Here is an 18316-nt window from a genome sequence, read left to right as displayed (position 1 = left end):
CTAGTCGCGCACCAGGCGTCGCGAGCGCATCAGCCAGCTCAGCGTTCTCTCCACCACCCACTGCGCGGCAGCACCACGAACCCCGTCGTGTCATCGGTGCGCCGGACGATGTCCAGGGTGAGCCGTAGCTCCTCTCGGGCCCAGTCGACGAGCCGCCCGGCATAGCCTCCGTCCGCCCACACCAGGTGGACGGAGAAGTACCTCGTGCGCAGTTGCTCCAGCAGCGGGACGGCGGCGTCGCGGTCCTGGACGCTCGCCGCACTCACCGCGACGGCCAGGACCAGGCCGAGACAGTCCACCACCAGGTGCCGCTTACGGCCGCCCACCTTCTTGCCGCCGTCCCAGCCGGAGGTCGAGCGCGGGATGCTCGCCGCCGCCCGCACTGACTGCGAGTCCACGATCGCGGCCGTCGGATCCGGCAAGCGGCCCTTCCTTCTCCCGGACGCGGTCGCGCAGCCGGTCATGGGGCTCGGCGAGCAGACCCGTCACCTGCCAACGGCGGGAAAGCATGCACGCGCCGATACGGCGGGAAGTCCACAGGCAGGTTGGCCCACTTCACGCCGCTGTCGGCCACATAGCGCACCGCGCAGCGGCTGCAGCAGGGGCTTCTCGATGGCGAAGTACTCGCCGACGGTGCGGGGACACTCGCCGATCCGGCGCTGGTCGTCCTGCCGGTCCCAGGCGTCGACCTGGGCGTTGAGATCGGCCAGGCTGATGACGTCGGGGACGGGGACCAGGTGGTTGCGGCGGAACCGTCCGACCTCGCCTTCGACGCCGCCCTTCTCGTGAGCGCCGTCAATACCCGGCCGACAGTAGAAGACCTCCAGGCCGGCCCAGGAACGGAAGGCCGTCCAGCGGTCGGTCTCCACCCGGGCGCGGGTGAAGCCGAGGACCCGGGCGACTGCGGAGGTGAGGTTGTCGTAGCGGACCTTCCCGCGCGGCACGCCTCCCAGCACTTCAAACGCGTGGAGATGGCCTTCGAATAAGACTTCCTGCCCCTGTGAGACGAAGATGCGGTGGACGGCCTTTCCAGAGAAGGACAGCCGGAAGACGAACAGGTAGCACAGGGTGCGCACGCCGTTGAGGGTGATGTAGACGTCGCCGAAGTCGACCTCGGCCTCTTCGCCGGGGCGGTGGGTCTGCGGCATGAACACAGCGGGCGGGCCGCGGCCCTCCTCGACCCAGATCTCGGGCTTGCGGCGCTTGATGTAGTCGCGAACCCGTCCGTAGGAGACGTTGTCCATGCCGTGCTCGTCCACCAGCCGGTCGAAGACGCGCTTGGCCGTGTGACGCTGCTTGCGTGGAGCGTCCAGGTCGGCGCGCAGGATCGCGTCGATCAGGTGCTTGTACGGGTCCAAGACCGACGCACGTGGCGGCATCGGCTTGCGGGCAGTGGGCCACGGCGAGGTCAGAGCCTCACGGACCAGCCGCCGGTGCACTCCGTAGCGGCGGGAGAGTTCATGGGTCGACAGCCTGCCCTTCGCCCGGTCGGTGGCACGACCGGTGCGGCTTCCCGTGCTGCCCCACGACGCAACCGGGGCCGCCCGGCGCTCCCCCGCGCTGCTCAAGGCGCGGGAGGCGGCCGAGGCGGACGAACGGGACGGAGTCGACCCGCAGCGGCTGCTGCGGTACTACGCGGACTGCCTCACCGCGCAGGCGGCGGCCGGGATGCGGCCGGACCGGGACGCCGGCCGGAACACGAAGTACTTCCTGCTGGCCCAGGGCGAGGAGACCGTCCAGTCGGGCCGCGGACCGCACATCGTCGCGCCCGGCTCGCTGACCCGGCCCCAGGACAGGCGGACCGGGTCGGGCAGCGAGACAGGGACGCGGCAGGAGTACTGGTACGGCTATCCGGCGATCACGCTGCCCGCGCGGGACGGCGGCCGGGGCGGCGCGCGGCGGTGGAGCTGGCGCCGCTACTCGTCCAGCAGATGGAGCTGGCACCGGACGAGGACGGCCGGGACGTGCTCCGGCCCAGCGGCGTGCCGTCCCTGCACAGCGGGGTCGTTTCGGAACTCCTCGACGCGGGCGACGCCGCTGACCTGGTCGCCCGCTGGCAGCCGGCCTGGCAGGAGGGCAACGACGCCCAGATGCTGCGCGCCGTACGGGAGCTGCTGGAGGAGTTGGGCCTACCGGAACTCGAACCGCTGGACCCGTCCGCGCTCAGCGACCGCACGGTCATGCAGGCACTGCGGCCCGGCGCGCACAACGCGGCCGTGCTGCTGGTGCCCTCGGGCGCGGAGGCCATGGCCACCCAGGCGCTGGTGGACAACCTGCTGCAAATCTCCACACGGACCGCGCAGATCCCGGGCACCGCCCTGGACGCGCTGCTGGACGGCGGGGCCCGGCAGGCGCCGGACACGACTTCGGCACCGGCGGACGCGGTGACCCCCGTCGCCCCGGGGCCGTGCAACGAGAGCCAGGAACAGGTGATCTCCTCGGCAATGACCCAGCCGCTGACGGTGGCGACCGGGCCGCCCGGCACGGGCAAGAGCGAGGTCGTCACGGCGGTCGTCACCACCTGCGTCGCCGCCGGGCAGTCGGTGCTGGTCGCCTCCACGAACAACGAGGCCGTGAACGTCGTCGCCGAGCGCTGCGACGACATCGCGCCCGGTCTGCTGATGCGGACGGGCAACGCGGAGGCGCTGGAGCGGGAGGCGGCCAAACTGGAACGGCTGCTCGCCGGGCCGACCGGAGCGCCGAGACGCGGATCGGCCACCGTGGGCGGCGAGCTGCGCAACACCCGGGGAGCGGCCGACCGGCTGCGGGCAGAAGCGGCTCGGCGCGTCGGTGAGGAAACGCGGCTGCTGGAACTTCTCCGCGACCGGGAGGAGCGCACCGCCGCCCTGGAGCTGCCCCTGCCCCTCCTCGAAGGGGCCCGGGCGGCGGCCCCGGACAGCCAAACCCCGCTGGACCGGTGGGCGGACCGGGCGCGGAAGACGGCCGCGGCCCGCTGGTGGCAGCTCGGGGCGTGGCGGCGCGGGCGGGCGCTCGCCGCGCTGGTCGCGGCGGGGGCGGGGCAGTCCGAGGGGTCCGGACGGCGTGGCCGACCTGGGCCACGGAACGACCTGTGCCGCCCGAACTGCTGGAGTCGCTGGCCGAGGTCGTGTCCGTGGAGCGGGAGGTGCGGGAACTCGTCCGCGAGCACGGGGAATGGGACGAGGACGGGCTCAAGGCGTCCCGGTTGGCGACGGCTCAGGCGCTGACCGGCCTGTCGGCGGAACTGTCCCGCGCGCTGTCCGCCGAGGCCCTCGGCCGCGACCGGACTCATGAACCAGCGGCTCCAGGCACTGCGGCGCCGGGCCGGCTACCAGCGCAGCCAGAAGAACCTGATGACGCACATCAAAGGGTGGGCCGTCAGCACCCACTCGGTGCGGCAGCTGGAACTCACCCCGAAGCTGTTCGACCTCGTCGTCATCGACGAGGCCAGCCAGTGCTCCATCCCCTCGGTGCTGCCGCTGCTCTTCCGGGCCCGCCGGGCACTGATCATCGGTGACCCCATGCAGCTCGGGCACATCCCCGGCGTGTCACCGCAGCAGGAGCGGCAGGCACGGACGCGGGCCGGGCTGAGCGCCGCCCAACTGGAGCACCACCGCCTCACCTATCACGTGCACTCCTCGTACCACGCGGCCGAACAGCACGGCGAGGGCGCGCTGCTCCTCGACGAGCACTACCGCTGCCACCCGCGGATCGCGGACGTCGTCAACGGCCACTGCTACGGCGGCCGGCTGCGGGTGCTGACCGACGTGCGGCGGCAGGTACCGGCGCACGACCCGGTGGGAGCGGCCGACCCGACACCGGTGCTTGGCTGGGTCGACGTCCCCTCCGGGAGCTCGGCCCGCGGCGGCGACGGGCGGTCCTGGCGCAACGCGGCGGAGGCGGAGACCGTGCGGCACGTGGTCGACGGACTGCTGGCGGGACTCGAACCGGACGCGACGGTGGGAGTGGTCACGCCGTTCCGCGCGCAGAAGGAGGCGCTGGCCCGGATGTGGCGGGACGACGACCGGGTCCGGGTCGGCACCGTCCACACCTTCCAGGGCGGACAGCGCGACGTGATGGTGCTCAGCCCGGTGGCGGCGCCCAACACCCCGCCCCGGACCACGCACTGGGTCGCGAGCCAGGTCAACCTCTGGAACGTGGCGGTCACCCGGGCCAAGTCGCAGCTGATCACCGTCGGCGGCGTCGCGTTCTGGCAGGAGCAGAGCGGCCTGCCGGTCCTCCGCGCCACGCGCTCGGCGCCGCTGGGAGCGGGCGACGACGGCGCTCCGGCCGAAGCGGGCACGCCCGGCCCGGTGGCCGAGGCCCGCGAGGACTCCGCCGACCGCCTGCAGCGGTACCTGACCGGACGGGGGATCACCGATCTGGAGCAGGCCGTGCTGGTGGGCGGGCACCCGGTGGACCTGCTGTTCACCGACGCCGGCGAGAACACGGCGGTACTCATCGACCCCGGACCGGGGCCCGGCGCGGACCCCACCCGGCACCTCCGGCTCCTCCACGCGCGAGGTGACCTGCTCACCGGCCTGCCCTCCGGGGGCCACGGCGCCAAACCCTGCCCGGTGAGCCGGACGGTGCGGGTGCCCGCCTGGCGGATACTGTCGGGCGAGGCCGCGCCGGCACCGCTGTTCGACTGAGCCGCGCACAGGACAGCCGGGCTCCTCGGAGCCTGGCCGACGGCCCGCTCAACCGTCGGACAGGCTCCGTACGACGTACGTCATGTGCTGGAGGTTTCCCGCCCTCAGCCACTCCGTCGGCCCGCCCACACCCTCACTGCTCGATAGCGGGCTGTTCGCACAGTCACTCAGCCACTCCTCACCCTGCCCGGCCCCAGAACCCCGAAATTCAGGCAGTTCAATGATCCGGCGGGCCGCGACACGGTTGACGGCGACCCGGTCCGGCCCTCGGGTCAGCGTCTTGACGACGAAGTACGAGCTGTCGGTCGTGTAACGGAGCGCACCCCAGGGTGGGCCGTCCGCCGTGCGCCGGACAGTTCGCTGACCAGGCGTGAGCGCCCGGCCGTTCCACGATGGGCGCGAGGCGTGAACCACCGGACACTCGGTCTGACCGTGCGGAACTTCCGCACGCTGACCGACACCAAGCTGCTGTTCGGGCCGCTGACCGTGATGGTCGGCCCGGACACAGCGGGCAAGTCAAATGTGCTGCACGCGCTGGAGTTCCTGGGGGACGTAACCCGGAAGGGGATCGAGCCGGCCCTGCAGGAGCGCGGTGGGTTCGATGCCCTGGCGTTCCGGGGCGGCCGGAATCCGGTGTCGAAGATCTCCTTCGGCGTCGAGGGCGTCTGGTCGGACTTTGCGTCGGAGGAGGCACCGGACCGCTATGAACTGAGCATCTCCCGACGTCGGCATCCCGAGCCACGGCACCGTGAGCATATGCTCTTTCGGCAGGAGATCGCGATCTGCTCGTGCGGGAACGTGGCCGCGACCCGGGCACGCGACAGCGTGGACGTCTTCTGGCACGGCAGGCCCAGCCCGTTCCTCGGCAGCTCGTGGATGGAAACGGAGCGCAGCGGCGGGTGACACTCGGCCTCACAGCAGGTTTCGGCCTTGGCCTTGCCCGTTATGGCGCTTGAAGGGTGGTCGGCCATGAGCAATGGGAGTCCCCTGGGACTTTCCTGGGACTTCCGGCTGCATCAACAGGCACGAGCGTGAAACAACCGAAAGCCCATTCGCACAGGTCAGCGCCCCGCGACCGGCCATCGCCGCAGGTCATGGCGCTGGCCGGTCCCTCCCGGGACAACTGACCCGGTGGGAGCTGGCTCCATGCATCGCCCCGCCTCAACGGCAGTCACTCAGTGTGCCCAGGGCAGCGGCGGTTCCGCTATCACCGCTGCCCGTGACGACGACACTCATTGGGGAGAATCTGGGGAGTATCCGCGCTGCTGGGGAGCGCGTGGGGAGGATCGAGCGCATAACATCGCCCGCCCGTGAAAGTCGCTGAAAGACTCATCACTGCAGGTCAGCTACGGGAGTAACCGTAACACCGCAGGTCAGCACCCTTGGGTGGACAGCTTCATCACGTACGTCCCGAAATCGTCGGCCTCGACGAGTCCCGGCAGCGAGCTGCCCTCACGCAGCGGTGTGATGTAGCGGGTCGCAGTGACCTCTTTCAGCATTTTCCCAGGCCACCCGTTTCTTCACCCTTGCAATCCACAGCCAACTTCGGATGGACGCAGAAGCGGGAATCGCAGTCCGTCGATGGCAGTGCGCCCCTTGCTTCCGGCCTCCGGCAGGAAGTGAGCATAGTGACCGAGCGTGATCGCGGGCGAGAGTGCAGGAGCCGGCGTGCCAAGGTCACGACGGGCGACAGATCGGCCGGTCCCGTGCCTGGGCCGGTCACGGGAACCGTCCAGCGGGTGGGAGCGACGGCGTAGACGAACGGTCCGCCGCGGCCGGCGGATGCCTCGATCAGGCTGTGCGCGTCCAGGCCGGCCGGTCCCCGGCTGGAGGCGACCACCAGCGGGGAGTGGTGCCGCGCGGCCAGTGCCAGCACCCCGGCCGCGGCCCGCAGCCGGGGCTGCCCGGCACCGGCGGTCCTCCTCCGTGCGCGGTGATCAGTGGACGTTCCTGACCAATCACGCCCGCGTCCTGATCGCCCTCGCCCGGGACCCTGAAACCCGCTTGCGTGACGTCGCCGATCTGATCGGCATCACCGAACGCGCCGTGCAGCTCATCGTCGCCGACCTCGAAGCGGCCGGATATCTCACCCGCACCCGCGTCGGCCGCCGCAACCGCTACACCATCGATCCCACCGTCGCCCTGCGCCACCCCGCGGAGGCCGACCACCCGGTCGGCGATCTCCTGGCCACGTTCCTGCATCGCGAGGACACCCCTACGACCGACCAGGAGCGCACCGCTTCATGACCGACCAGCCCTGCCGCCCCGGCACAGGAGACGACGAAGCAGCGAGCAGCGATCGTCGACCGCCATGTCCGACAGGCCCTTCGCCCCGACGCCCACTGCTGATACGAGATCCGTGTCCGGTGGACAACCCGGCTACCCAGGCCCCGGTTCGGGGTCGCCCTGTTCGCCGAACCAGCGCGCGAGTTTGCCGCTGCGTCCGACGGCGCGCAGTCGTCGCTCCGCGGCCTCCCGGGTCTGTGGCGTGGTGATCAGCAGGAGTTCGTCACCGGTGCGGAGCACAGTGTCGGGGCCGGGAACGAGGGCGGTGCCGTCGCGGACGACGAGGGTGAGCACGGTCGGCGGGGGCAGGCGGAGTTCGAAGACCGCCACACCCTGCAGGCGGGAGCCCGGCGGGACGGTGACGGTGAGCAGGTCCGCGTCGAGCACGTCCAGCGGCGCGGTCTCGACCTGGACGTCGCGCAGGGCTCCGGGGAGGGTCAGGCCCAGACGGCGGGCCGCGGCCGGCAGGGCCGGGCCCTGGATGAGGGTGAACAGGACGACCAGGACGAAGACGATGTCGAGCAGGTCCTGAGCGCCGTCGACGCCCGCGACGACGGGGAAGGTGGCCAGCACGATGGGGACGGCGCCGCGCAGCCCGGCCCAGGAGATGAACGCCTGCTCGCGCCACGGCACACGGAAAGGGCTCAGGCAGGCGGCGACGCAGGCGGGGCGCGCGGCCAGGAGCAGTACGAGGCCGGTGACGATGGCGGGCAGGATCGCGGAGGGCAGCTGGCGGGGGGTGACGAGCAGGCCGAGCATGACGAACAGGCCGATCTGGGCCAGCCAGCCGGCGCCTTCGGCGAAGGAGCGGGTGGCGGCGCGGTGGGGGAGCTTGGCATTGCCCAGCACCAGGCCGGCGAGGTAGGCGGCGATGATGCCGCTGGCGTTCACGGCACCGGCGGCGGCGAAGGCGATGATGCCGAAGCCCAGCGTGGCGAGCGGATACAGGCCGGTCGCGGGCAGGGCGATGCGTCGCAGCGCCACCGCACCCAGGCGCCCGAGCACCACGCCGAGCAGCCCGCCCACGGCCAGTTGGTGGACGACGTTCCCTGCGATGTACCCGGCGCCGGGCAGCTCGGACGTGGCCGTGGAGAAGACCATCACCAGGATGATGGCCGGTGCGTCGTTGAAGCCGGACTCGGCCTCCAGCAGGCCGGTCACCTTCTGCGGCAGCGGCAGCGAGCGCAGCACGGCGAAGACGGCCGCCGCGTCGGTGGAGGCCACGATCGCCCCGAGCAGCAGCGCCAGGTGCCAGTCCATGCCCAGCAGCCAGTGCACGCCCGCGGCGGTGACGACCACCGACACGGCGACCCCGACGGTGGCGAGCACCCCGGCCGGCGCCAGCAGGCGCCTGATGTCGCTCCACTGCGTGGTCAGACCGCCCTCGATGAGGATGACGGCCAGCGCGGCGGTGCCCAGCGCCTGGGCCAGCTGCGCGTCATCGAAATGCAGGCCGATGACGTCCTCACCGGCGATCACACCGACGGCGAGGAACAGCAGCAGGCTGGGCAGACCGACGCGGTGGGCGGTGCGGGCCGCGGCGATGCTGGCCAGCAGCACCGTGCCGGCGACCAGCAACGTCACGTACAGCTCCTGGAGCGTCACAACGGCGCCCCGGCTTCACTGCTGCGCGGACCAAGCCGAGGGCATGCCACGCGGCGGCGCTCGGAGGGCCGGGTGACCGGCCCGTCATCAGGGACCCACCGCGCGTACGGCCACCGTGGCCGGAGGCAGGCCCGCCCCGCCGCACAGGGTGGGCCGCAGCGACGCCGCCGTTCCCCGCGGCCGTGGCGCAGGCCGCAGTTCACCGTGCGGGCCAGGTCCGACGGCGCCGGTGTACGCGGGGACGGCACGGCCGACCCGGAGCCGGGGCGCGGGCAGCCCGGAGACCGTCACGCCGCAGGCCCCTGGAGGTCCTCGCCACCAGGCCATGACTCCGGCCCGGACACGCCGAACGGGCGGCGCTGACCTCCGCCGGGTGTACCGCCATGGTCGGCGTGATCGCATGTCGCATGTATCGCATCAAGCACCCATGGTCGACGCTGGGCAACCTGTCTGTGCGCATTGACACCGGCGACCGCCGGGGACCGCGCCGGAGAAGCGCCAAGCGGTGACGCGGAGGACGGGGCGGAGATCGCGTTGCCCGCGGTTGCCGTGGAAGCACTCCCGGTGGCACCTACCAGTGCCCGCACGGCTCCGTGTACGCACCGCGTGGCGCAGGCCCGCCCGGCGGCGAACCGCGGCAGCCGCCACGCCGGGCGGGCCTGTCTCGCGCCCCAGGGCCTGCATCGGCAACCAGCGCGGTTCAGCGGGCGTCGGCTTCCTGGTCGGAGTCCTCGCGTTTCGGGGGATGTGCGCGCAGTGAGCCGGGGTGGGCCTTGGCGGTCGGGTCCTGCCTGGTCTTGATCAGGCTTGCCACAGTGACGACGGCGAGCACGGCGGCGATCACGGCGAGGCTGAGCGGGGTGGGAATCTCGGGGACCGCCTCGTGCACGTCGACGTGCGCCCAGTGCAGGATGAGCTTGACGCCGATGAACGCGAGGATCAGCGCCAGCCCGGCGGACAGATACACCAGCCGGTCCAGCAGCCCCTTGACGAGGAAGAACAGGGCGCGCAGGCCGAGCAGGGCGAAGGCGTTGGCGACGAAGACGATGTAGGGCTCCTGGGTGACGCCGAACACCGCGGGGATGGAGTCGAGCGCGAAGAGCAGGTCGATGCTGCCGATGGCGAGCAGGACGATGAACAGCGGGGTGACCATCCGGCGCCCGTCGACGCGGGTGGTGAGCCTGCCGCCGACGTAGTCGTCGGTGACCGGCAGGAGCCGGCGGGCGGCCTTGACCATGACGTTGTCCTCGATGTCGGGATCCTCGTCACGGTGCCGGAACAACTGCACGGCCGTGTAGATCAGCAGCAGGCCGAACAGCAGGAACATGAACGAGAACAGCGCCAGCAGAGTGGCGCCGAGCACGATGAAGATCGCACGCATGACCAGGGCGAGCACGATGCCGAAGGTGAGCACCTTGTGCTGGTGTTCCGCCGGCACGGCGAAGGTGGTCATGATGATCACGAAGACGAACAGATTGTCGACCGACAGGCTCTTCTCCACGATGTAACCGGCGAAGTACTCGGTGCCGAACTCGCCGCCGTACCGGGCCGCGAACCAGAGGCCGAAGCCGATGGCGACGAGGATGTAGAACACCGACCATGCGGTGGCCTCGCCGAAGCCCACCCGGTGCGGGCGTACGGCGGCCAGGATCAAATCGACGGCCAGCAGGGCGAGGATCAGGCCGATGGTGACGGCCCAGGTCAGTGCGCTGATGTCCAGCACCGGTCCTCCATTCGGTTTCCGGGTCGGTCTCAGTCGGTCGTCGTGCGGCGGGGCGACGTGGTGGTGGCGCCGGTGCCCGCCGGGGAGGTGAGCAGCAGCACCGCTCCGGCCAGGGCGGCGACGGTGGAGGCGGTGAGGATACCGACCTTGGCCTGGGCGACCAGGGCGGCGTCGGTGAAGGCGAGGTCGGTGATGAACAGCGAGACGGTGAACCCGATGCCCCCCAGCGCGGCGGCACCGAGAATCTCACGGTGGTGCATGTCCGCGGGCAGGGCTCCCCAACCCAGGCGGCGCACCAGGTAGGTCACCCCACCGATGCCGACGATCTTGCCGAGGACGAGACCGGCCATGATCGCCCACGTCACCGGCCGGCCGAAGGCGTCGCCGAGCACGCCGCCGCGCAGGTCGACCCCGGCGTTGGCCAGGGCGAAGACCGGAACCACCAGGAACGCGCTGACCGGGTGCAGGGAGCGCTCCAGGTCGTCCAGGACGTCGCGCCCGGCCACGGGCCGGGCGGGGGTGAGCAGTCCGAGCGCGACCCCGGCGATGGTGGCGTGCACCCCGGACTCCAGGGTCGCGAACCAGACCAGCACGCCGACGGGGACATATGCCCAGGGCGAGCTCACCCCGAGCCGTCGCATACCGGCGGCGACCAGCAGCCCGGCCACCGCGCCGGCCAGCCACCCGAGGGTGACGCGTTCGGTGTAGAAGATCGCGATGACGCCGATGGCCAGGATGTCGTCGACGATGGCCACGCTGAGCAGGAACAGCTTCGCCCCGCTGGAGGCGCGGCGGCCCAGCAGCGCCAGGATCCCGACAGCGAAGGCGATGTCGGTGGCCATCGGAATGCCCCACCCGCGCCCCGCTTCCCCACCACCGGCGATGGCCACGTACGTCAGCGCCGGGACCACGACGCCGCCGACGGCGGCCAGCGCGGGCAGCGTCGCGGCGCGACGGTCATGCAGCTCCCCCACGACCAGCTCGCGTTTGATCTCCAGGCCGATGACGAAGAAGAACAGGACCATCAGGCCGTCGTTGACCCAGTGCCGCAGGTCGTGGGTCACCCTCGCCTCGCCGCCGCCGAGGCTGACCTCCTGCTGCCAGAACTGGGCGTAGCCGTCCGCCGCCGGGCTGTTCGCCCACACCAGCGCAATCACCGCGGCAACGACCAGGACGATCCCGCCCGCGCTCTCCGCGTGCAGGAACGCCCGCAGCGGCGAAGCGACGGCAGCCGCCACACGTCTGATCGGACCGGCCACGCTCCAGTCACCCTCCTGTCCGCCCTCATCATGCCGCTCGGGACGTCTATGCACACGGCTCGCCTCGACTCTCACAGAGATCGGCCGTGGGCGCAGCCGCACCCCACCGGACGGGGACCCGGCCGGAAGCGTCCGGACGTCGCCGATCCCGACAAGTGGGTCTACAAGTGCTCGACGCGACATATAGAACGCTTCCTCGTCGGGCGGCTTCTCGCCAGGCGCATCGAGAATGGGGCCATGGACGGACCAGTTCGCCACCCGCCGTGGATCCAGCACCTGGTCTGGACCGTGGCCGTGCTGAGCCTGACCGTGCTGGCCGCCGCTGCCGTGGTGCGGAGCACCGTACTGGACCCCGGTTTCCATGGCCGGGTACTCGACGAGGAGCGGGCCTACCAGAGGGTCTACGACGAGGTGCTGGTGGACCCGCAGCTCACTCCGACACTCCGTGATCTGCTGGGCCTGCTGCCCGTCCCCCAGTCCACCGTCACCTCGAACATCAAGGTCGTGATTCCGCCGGAGACCTTGCGGGCCATGGGTGACCGGCAGATCACCGAGGTGGTCCACTACCTGGAGGGAGACCGCGCCAGGCTCCGCCTCATGGTCGACCTCGGGCCGCTCGTGGCGAACATCGAGCGCCTCAGCCAGGTCTACTTCGCCGATGCCGTCGCCTCGCTGCAGCAGCGCTCCGAACCCGACTTCGAGGTCTTCACAGCGCGCTTGTCCGACGTTGCGGCGCGTGTGGTCGCGGGCGATGCCCCGGCCGGGGCGCTGCCGTCGCTGGCGCTCTCCCAGGACCAGGCGATCGCGGCGACGACCGTGCTGTTGCATCTGGTGCCGGAGGCGGAACGTTCCGGGCTCCGGTCCGAGGTCGAAGCGGCCCTGGTCAGCGGGGACGTGGCCTCGGCACTGGCAGCCGTCGCTCCGGTCGCCGTCTCCGAGCGGGTGCAGGCGGCGGCCGCGGAGCTGCTGCGGGATGCGGGGGGACGTACCTGGGTGATCACCACCGATCTCGCTCCCTCGGGTGACGTGCCGGCGCAGGCACACCGGGCACGGTCCGTCACGCGTCTGTTCCAGGAGGTGGTGGAACCGGCCGCCGCCGTGCTCGGGGCCGCCGCGCTGATCCTGCTGTGGTCCGTCTCCCCGCGGCCTACCCCGCGTCGGCTGATTCCGCTGGGCTGGGCCCTGGCCGCTGCCGCGACGCTGACCGCACTGGCGGTGCTCGTCATCCGCGTCACGGTGGGCGACTCACCGTACCGCCCGCCGTCCTCCTGGCCCCCGACAGCGGCACGTCTCTTCGAGGACATCCAGGCCACCGCTGTCGACCGGCTGCTGACCACCGCCACCGTCGTCGCGTTGATCCTGCTGGCCGCCGGAGCGCTGCTGGTCAGCCTCGGCTGGGCCTGGCAGACCCGGCCCACCGTGCGCATCCGCATCGAGCCACGCCAGCGTCTGGTCCTGACCGCTGTCGTGTCGGCGTCCGCGCTCGTCGGGACGATGCTGGCCCCGGTGGCGATGACCGGCCCGGCCCCCCGCGTCTGCCAGGGCAGTTCCCGGCTGTGCGACGTCCGCTACGACGAGATCGCCCAGCTCGCGGCGCACAATGCGATGGCCACGACGGCGGACCGGTTCATCGGCCCCCTCCAGGACCCCGACATCGTCGGCCAGTTGAACATCGGCGTGCGCGCCCTGCTCATCGACACCCACCGATGGGAGCGGCCGGAGCAGGTCGCGAACCGCCTGGCCACCTCCGACTTCTCCCCGAAACTGCGTCGGCAACTCACCCGGGCCCTGGCCCGGGTGAACCCGCACCGTCCGGGGCTGTGGCTGTGCCACTCGGTCTGCGGCGCCGGCGCCCTCGAACTGGCCCCCGCACTGCGGCAGATCGGCGACTGGTTGCGCACCCACCCCACAGAGGTCGTCACCCTGATCGTGCAGGACGGGATCACCCCGCGGGAGACCCGGAGCGCCTTCGAACAGGCAGGACTTGCGGACTTGCTGTACAAACCGGGCGAGGACCCCCACCACGCGTGGCCGACGATGAAGGACATGATCGACAGCGGCAGGCGCCTCGTCGTCTTCGCGGAGAAGGCGGACGGGCCGGCACCGTGGTACCGCAACTTCTACCGGTACGGCATGGAGACGCCGTTCGCCTTCCGCAGCCCCGCGGAGATGACCTGCACTCCCCACCGCGGCGGCACCGGCAAACGGCTGTTCCTGCTCAACCACTTCATCACGGCCGACGGCGGACGGCGACTGGACGCCGGCACCATCAACTCCCGCGAGTACGTGCTGAACCGGGCCCACGCCTGCGAACGGCAACGCGGCAGGCCAGTCAACTTCGTCGCCGTGGACTACGCGACGATCGGAGACGCACGCGCTGCCGTGGACGCCCTCAACACCGAACGCCTCCAGGACGACGACGCAACGGCAACCCGGTGAAGCAGTGGGCGGGGCGCCGAAAGGGCTACGGCACCACGCTTCCCACTGCCGGACGCGGGCGACCAGGCGTTCGACCTCCATGGGTCCGCAGACAGCTCCGCGTCAGGGCCCCGCAGTGGGCGGCGGCTCCCCGGACGGCGCGTAGCGTGTGCGCAGCTCGTGGACGACTCCGAAGGCGGCGGCGGTGGCCGGTACCGCCAGGAGCACTCCGACGATCCCGGCCACGGACGCGCCCGCGGTGAGCGCCACCAGGATCACCGCGGGATGCATCCGCACGGTCCGGCTCTGGACCATCGGCTGGAGGATGTTGCCCTCCAGCATCTGGACCACCAGCACCACCCCGAGCACCCACAGCGCGATGACGAGCCCTCGGTCGGCGAGCGCCACCAGCACGGCCGCGGTCCCGGAGACGAAGGCGCCGAGGTAGGGGACGTAGGCGCCGATGAAGACGATCGCGCCCAGCCCGAGGGCACCCGGCACACGCAGGATCAGCAGGCCGGCGGTGATGAAGACCGCGTCGATGAGCGCCACCACGGTGGTGCCCCGCATGAACCCCTCGACGCCCTCGAAAGCCCGCCGGGCCATCGCCTCGACGGTATCGGCGCCGCCGCGCGGGACGAGCGAGCGCAGGGTGTTGGCGGCCCGGTCGGAGTCGCGCAGGAAGAAGAAGACCAGCAGCAGCGCCAGCACCGCCATGCCCAGAGCCTGGAGGGCGACGCCGACCCCGGTGACGACACCGGAGGCGGCCGTCCCGCCGAACCTGCCCAGCAGGTCCAGGGCATCGTCGGCGAGATCCTCCAGTGTGGTGCCGGACGCACCGAACTGATCGGCAAGCTGCCGCACCGCCCTGCGCAGCGAGGCGACGATCTGGTCCCAGGTGTCGACCAGCGCGACCGTGACCGCGTACCCGGCACCGCCGACCACGGCAAGGACAGCGGCGCAGGTGAGGCCGGCGGCGACGGACCGGTTGACCTTCGCCTTCACCAGCCACCGGTGCAAGGGCAGGAGCAGCGCGGTCCCGAGCAGGGCGAGCAGCACGGGAACGACGGCCGGCCGGAGCGCCACGCACACCTGGATCCCGATGTAGACGACCCCGGCGACCAACAGGATCACGGCACACCAGGCGGCAAGCCGACGAACAGGCTCCGGAAGCAACTGCACGCGCCCAGCGTACGCACCTCGGCACCGGTCCTGGGCAACCCGCCCGCCCGGTGACAACCGTCAGCCACGGTGTGCGCCGCCCGGGGCTGGTTGCGATCTTCGTCGGCCGCCCGTTCCTATGATGGCCCCATGCCCGGCCTGCGCGAGCTCGCGGAGCGCACACCGCCGCAGCGCGAACGCTACGTCGACCTGCTGCGGGCGCTCGCCATCCTCATCGTGGTGCTCGGCCACTGGACGGTCATCGTGGTCACCGACGGGGCACACGGCGTGGACGGCTTCAGCGCCCTGCAAGTGCTCCCATGGGGCCGCCCCATCACCTGGCTGGTCCAGGTGATGCCGGTGTTCTTCATGGTCGGCGGGTTCGCCAACGCCGCCTCGCTGACCTCGCACACCCGCCGGGGCGGCGACACCGCCGACTGGCTGCTCGACCGCAGCGCACGACTCGTACGGCCGACGACCCTGCTGCTGGTCACCCTCGCCACCGCCGCGCTGGTCGCCCGGTCGGCGGGCGTCGATCCCGCTCAGGTAGGACGGGCGGTGTGGCTGGCCTCGATCCCGCTGTGGTTCCTGCTCGTCTACCTCGTCGTGGTCTTCTTCACGCCACTGATGCACCGCCTGCACCGGCGCGCGGGCCCGGCCGTACCGCTGGCGCTGGTGGCACTGGTCGCCGCGGGGGACGTGGCACGGCTGGCCTTCGACGCGCCGACGCTGCAGCAGGGCAACTACCTGTTCGCCTGGCTGGCGGTGCACCAGACCGGCTTCGCCTGGCAGGACGGGACACTACCGGCCCGGCCCAGGGCGGCCGTTGCGCTGCTGGTGGGCGGTGCCGCAGTCGCCGTGCTGCTCACCGTGGCCGGCCCCTACCCGGTCAGCATGGTCGACATTCCCGGCACGACGCTGCGCAACCTCTCACCGCCGACCCTCGCGCTGCTCGCGCTGGCCACCGCACAGCTCGGGCTGGTCCTGCTGCTGCGCGACGCCGGGAACCGGGGGATGCGACACCTCGGGCCGTGGATGGCCGTGATCGCCGTCAACTCCGTGATCCTCACCGTGCTGCTGTGGCACATGAGCACATTCGTGCTCGTCGCCGCCGCCGCGTACGCCTCCGGCCTGGTCCCGCTGCCCCAGCCCCCCACCGACACGGGCGCCTGGCTGCTGTGGAAACTGCCCTGGCTTGCCGTCCTGTTGATCGTGCTCGGCGCGCTGGTGGCGGTCTTCGGCCGGGTCGAAAGGCGCGGCATGCGGCGCGGCGAGGTCGCCTCACGCCCCTGGTGGACGCCGAGGGCACTGGGCCGGTCCAGGCCGCGCGCCACCGCGACCACCGCCGGCTACGCCGCCTGCGTACTCGGCCTGCTCGGCGTGGCCGTCGCCGGTCCCGCCGACCGCGGCCCGTTCGGACTGCCGACCACAGCCCTGGTCTGCTTCCTCGCCGGGGCGGCCCTCCTCCGCGCGGCCCGCGCGGCAGGCCACCGCCGAACCGGCTGACGGCAGCTGAGGCGCTCCGTCGGCCCGGCCCGGAGGTGAACACGGAGACAGCGCACCGGGGGTGAACTCGGACACAGCGCAGGCGTGCTTCCGCTCGGTCGGGGCGCCCGATCCATCCCCCAGCAGATCGCCGCCGCCCACTGCGCCGGTGCGGGGTGCTGCCGCCGCGCACGGCGCCAGGCGCCTTCCGATGGCACTGTGGCGTTATGGACGGCTACTGGTTGATCCTCGTACTCGTTGCCGCGCTGATCGTGCTGAATGCGTTGTTCGCCGGGAGTGAGATCGCGCTGATCTCCCTGCGGGAGAGTCAGGTGAGACGTCTGGCCCGCGGTGGAGGGACCTCTGCGGCTCGGCTGGTGCGCCTGACGGAGGACCCCAATCGGTTCCTGGCCACCATCCAGATCGGCATCACCCTGGCGGGATTCCTGGCCTCGGCGACCGCAGCGGTGTCGCTGGCCGAGCCCCTGGTGCGCGCCCTGGGCTTCGCCGGGCCGGCCGCCGAGCCGCTGGCGATCGGCCTGGTGACCTTGATCCTGACCTTTGTGACCCTGGTGGCGGGCGAACTCGCGCCCAAGCGTCTGGCCATGCAGTACGCACAACGGTGGGCGCTGCTGGCAGCCACGCCCCTGGACGTGCTGGCCACCGTCTCCCGTCCGGCCGTATGGGCCCTGAGCCGGACCACCGACCTGGTCGTCCGCCTGCTCGGCGGCAACCCGCGCAAGGCCGAGCAGCTCCCCAGCCCCGAAGAACTGCGCGACATGGTCGTCAGCCACCGGGGGCTGACCACCGAACAGCGCACCATCATCTCCGGCGCCCTGGAAATCCACGAGCGTCCCCTGCGTGCCGTCCTGATCCCGCGCCGCTCGGTGTTCACCCTGCCCGACGGCATGCCGGCCGCGCAGGCCCGCCTCGATCTGGCCCGCTCCGGGCACTCGCGTGCCCCGGTTCTTCGAGGCGGTCACATCGACGAGGTCATCGGCATCGTTCACCTGCGCGACCTGATCACCAGTGATGACAGCACCTCGGTCGCCGACCTCGCCCACCCCGCGCCCTTCTACTCCGACTTCATGAAGGTCTCCGACGCACTGCGGCGCCTGATGGCAACCCGCCAGCAGTTCGCTGTCGTCGTCGATGAGCACGGATCCGTCGGAGGCATCGTGACCATCGAGGATCTTTTGGAGGAGATCGTGGGCGAGATCTACGACGAGACCGACCGCGACATGATGACCGTGCACACACAGCGCGATGGGTCCCTGGTCCTGCCCGGCAGCTTCCCCCTCCACGACCTGCCCGACCTCGGAATCGACGTCGGCGACCTCGCCCGCGGCCCCTACACCACCATCGCCGGCCTCGTCCTGGCCCGATTGGGGAACCTGCCGCAGCGTCCCGGGCAGAAGATCGACCTCGCGGGCTTGTCCGTCGAGATCACCGGCATCCATCGGCACGCCATCACGACCGTGCGTCTGCGACCGCCGCGTCGGTAGCCGAGCCATCAAGGCTCATTCTGCGTCCTGGTGTACTCGGGGGTTTCCAGGTACTCGGGGCAGTCGGGATTACGGCAAGGACCGGGCGCCCATACGGGCACGAAGACCCCCAGTGTCTTGTGCCGCCGCTTGACGACCATGTCCACACGCTGCTTGCAGACTGGGCATACCAGCACACCCTGCTGGCCCGTCTCATGCTGCTTTTTACCCATTCTTTAAGGATAGTCCTGTTACAAGGCGCCG

Annotated in this window: 14 protein-coding genes and 1 pseudogene; 7 read left to right on the top strand and 8 right to left on the bottom strand. The window is 71.4% G+C overall.

Annotated features, from left to right (window positions below; all coding sequences use genetic code 11):
• Window positions 1-38: 38 nt before the first annotated feature.
• Window positions 39-422 carry a transposase gene (locus tag KWI83_RS34415; RefSeq protein WP_218518307.1) on the bottom strand — a complete coding sequence of 128 codons (384 nt, stop codon included), beginning with the start codon at window positions 420-422 and terminating at the stop codon, window positions 39-41.
• A gap of 63 nt (window positions 423-485) precedes the next feature.
• Complete coding sequence (istA, locus tag KWI83_RS34410; RefSeq protein ID WP_308122345.1) at window positions 486-1439, bottom strand: IS21 family transposase; 954 nt, start codon at window positions 1437-1439, stop codon at window positions 486-488.
• Window positions 1440-1460: 21 nt separating this feature from the next.
• Here istA and KWI83_RS40505 point away from each other — a divergent pair.
• Window positions 1461-2543, top strand: a pseudogene (locus tag KWI83_RS40505) (peptidase C14); the annotation flags it as partial.
• Between the two features lie 726 nt (window positions 2544-3269).
• Window positions 3270-4631 (top strand): DEAD/DEAH box helicase, encoded by a 1362-nt coding sequence (locus tag KWI83_RS39425; protein ID WP_256363204.1) that lies wholly within the window; start codon window positions 3270-3272, stop codon window positions 4629-4631.
• Between the two features lie 48 nt (window positions 4632-4679).
• On the opposite strand, the gene KWI83_RS34400 is transcribed toward KWI83_RS39425, so the two are convergent.
• Entirely contained in the window at window positions 4680-5045 is a 366-nt protein-coding gene (locus KWI83_RS34400) for a beta family protein (protein WP_218518305.1), read from the bottom strand.
• Here KWI83_RS34400 and KWI83_RS34395 point away from each other — a divergent pair.
• Window positions 5037-5534, top strand: a complete 498-nt coding sequence (locus KWI83_RS34395) for an AAA family ATPase (protein ID WP_256363203.1) — start codon at window positions 5037-5039, stop codon at window positions 5532-5534. The genes KWI83_RS34400 and KWI83_RS34395 overlap by 9 nt on opposite strands.
• Before the next feature lie 470 nt (window positions 5535-6004).
• Here the strand turns inward: KWI83_RS34395 and KWI83_RS39420 are convergent, their stop codons facing one another.
• Window positions 6005-6130 (bottom strand): hypothetical protein, encoded by a 126-nt coding sequence (locus KWI83_RS39420; RefSeq protein WP_256363215.1) that lies wholly within the window; start codon window positions 6128-6130, stop codon window positions 6005-6007.
• Between the two features lie 427 nt (window positions 6131-6557).
• Between KWI83_RS39420 and KWI83_RS34390 the strand changes: the two genes are divergently transcribed.
• Complete coding sequence (locus KWI83_RS34390; protein ID WP_218518304.1) at window positions 6558-6878, top strand: helix-turn-helix domain-containing protein; 321 nt, start codon at window positions 6558-6560, stop codon at window positions 6876-6878.
• Window positions 6879-7010: 132 nt separating this feature from the next.
• On the opposite strand, the gene KWI83_RS34385 is transcribed toward KWI83_RS34390, so the two are convergent.
• From KWI83_RS34385 to nhaA, 3 genes are all read right to left on the bottom strand, one after another.
• Window positions 7011-8522, bottom strand: coding sequence for a potassium/proton antiporter (locus tag KWI83_RS34385; protein ID WP_218518303.1), 1512 nt, complete (start codon window positions 8520-8522; stop codon window positions 7011-7013).
• 700 nt (window positions 8523-9222) lie between these two features.
• On the bottom strand, window positions 9223-10242 hold the full coding sequence (locus KWI83_RS34380; RefSeq protein WP_218518312.1) for a TerC family protein: 1020 nt from the start codon (window positions 10240-10242) through the stop codon (window positions 9223-9225).
• Window positions 10243-10274: 32 nt separating this feature from the next.
• Complete coding sequence (gene nhaA / locus KWI83_RS34375) at window positions 10275-11483, bottom strand: Na+/H+ antiporter NhaA (protein ID WP_218518302.1); 1209 nt, start codon at window positions 11481-11483, stop codon at window positions 10275-10277.
• Between the two features lie 258 nt (window positions 11484-11741).
• Between nhaA and KWI83_RS34370 the strand changes: the two genes are divergently transcribed.
• The gene (locus KWI83_RS34370; protein ID WP_218518301.1) at window positions 11742-13943 is read left to right on the top strand and encodes a PI-PLC domain-containing protein; all 2202 of its coding nucleotides are present in this window, start codon (window positions 11742-11744) and stop codon (window positions 13941-13943) included.
• 102 nt (window positions 13944-14045) lie between these two features.
• Here the strand turns inward: KWI83_RS34370 and KWI83_RS34365 are convergent, their stop codons facing one another.
• Entirely contained in the window at window positions 14046-15104 is a 1059-nt protein-coding gene (locus tag KWI83_RS34365; protein ID WP_218518300.1) for an AI-2E family transporter, read from the bottom strand.
• 129 nt (window positions 15105-15233) lie between these two features.
• Here KWI83_RS34365 and KWI83_RS34360 point away from each other — a divergent pair, with 129 nt between their 5' ends.
• Entirely contained in the window at window positions 15234-16589 is a 1356-nt protein-coding gene (locus KWI83_RS34360; protein ID WP_218518299.1) for an acyltransferase, read from the top strand.
• Between the two features lie 206 nt (window positions 16590-16795).
• The gene (locus KWI83_RS34355) at window positions 16796-18073 is read left to right on the top strand and encodes a hemolysin family protein (protein WP_218518298.1); all 1278 of its coding nucleotides are present in this window, start codon (window positions 16796-16798) and stop codon (window positions 18071-18073) included.
• Window positions 18074-18316 lie beyond the last annotated feature (243 nt).

This window comes from Streptomyces sp. TRM70350, from assembly GCF_019219825.1.
Taxonomy (GTDB): Bacteria; Actinomycetota; Actinomycetes; order Streptomycetales; family Streptomycetaceae; genus Streptomyces.
Note: the sequence above shows the minus strand (reverse complement) of the source record. Positions and strands in the feature narration are given on the sequence as shown.

Excerpts from the sequence above, each read along its gene's own strand:
- KWI83_RS34370 (WP_218518301.1), top strand. The coding sequence starts at position 11,742 with ATGGACGGACCAGTTCGCCACCCGCCGTGGATCCAGCACCTGGTCTGG.
- KWI83_RS39420 (WP_256363215.1), bottom strand. The coding sequence starts at position 6,130 with ATGCTGAAAGAGGTCACTGCGACCCGCTACATCACACCGCTGCGTGAG.
- KWI83_RS34355 (WP_218518298.1), top strand. The coding sequence starts at position 16,796 with ATGGACGGCTACTGGTTGATCCTCGTACTCGTTGCCGCGCTGATCGTG.
- KWI83_RS34360 (WP_218518299.1), top strand. The coding sequence starts at position 15,234 with ATGCCCGGCCTGCGCGAGCTCGCGGAGCGCACACCGCCGCAGCGCGAA.
- KWI83_RS39425 (WP_256363204.1), top strand. The coding sequence starts at position 3,270 with ATGAACCAGCGGCTCCAGGCACTGCGGCGCCGGGCCGGCTACCAGCGC.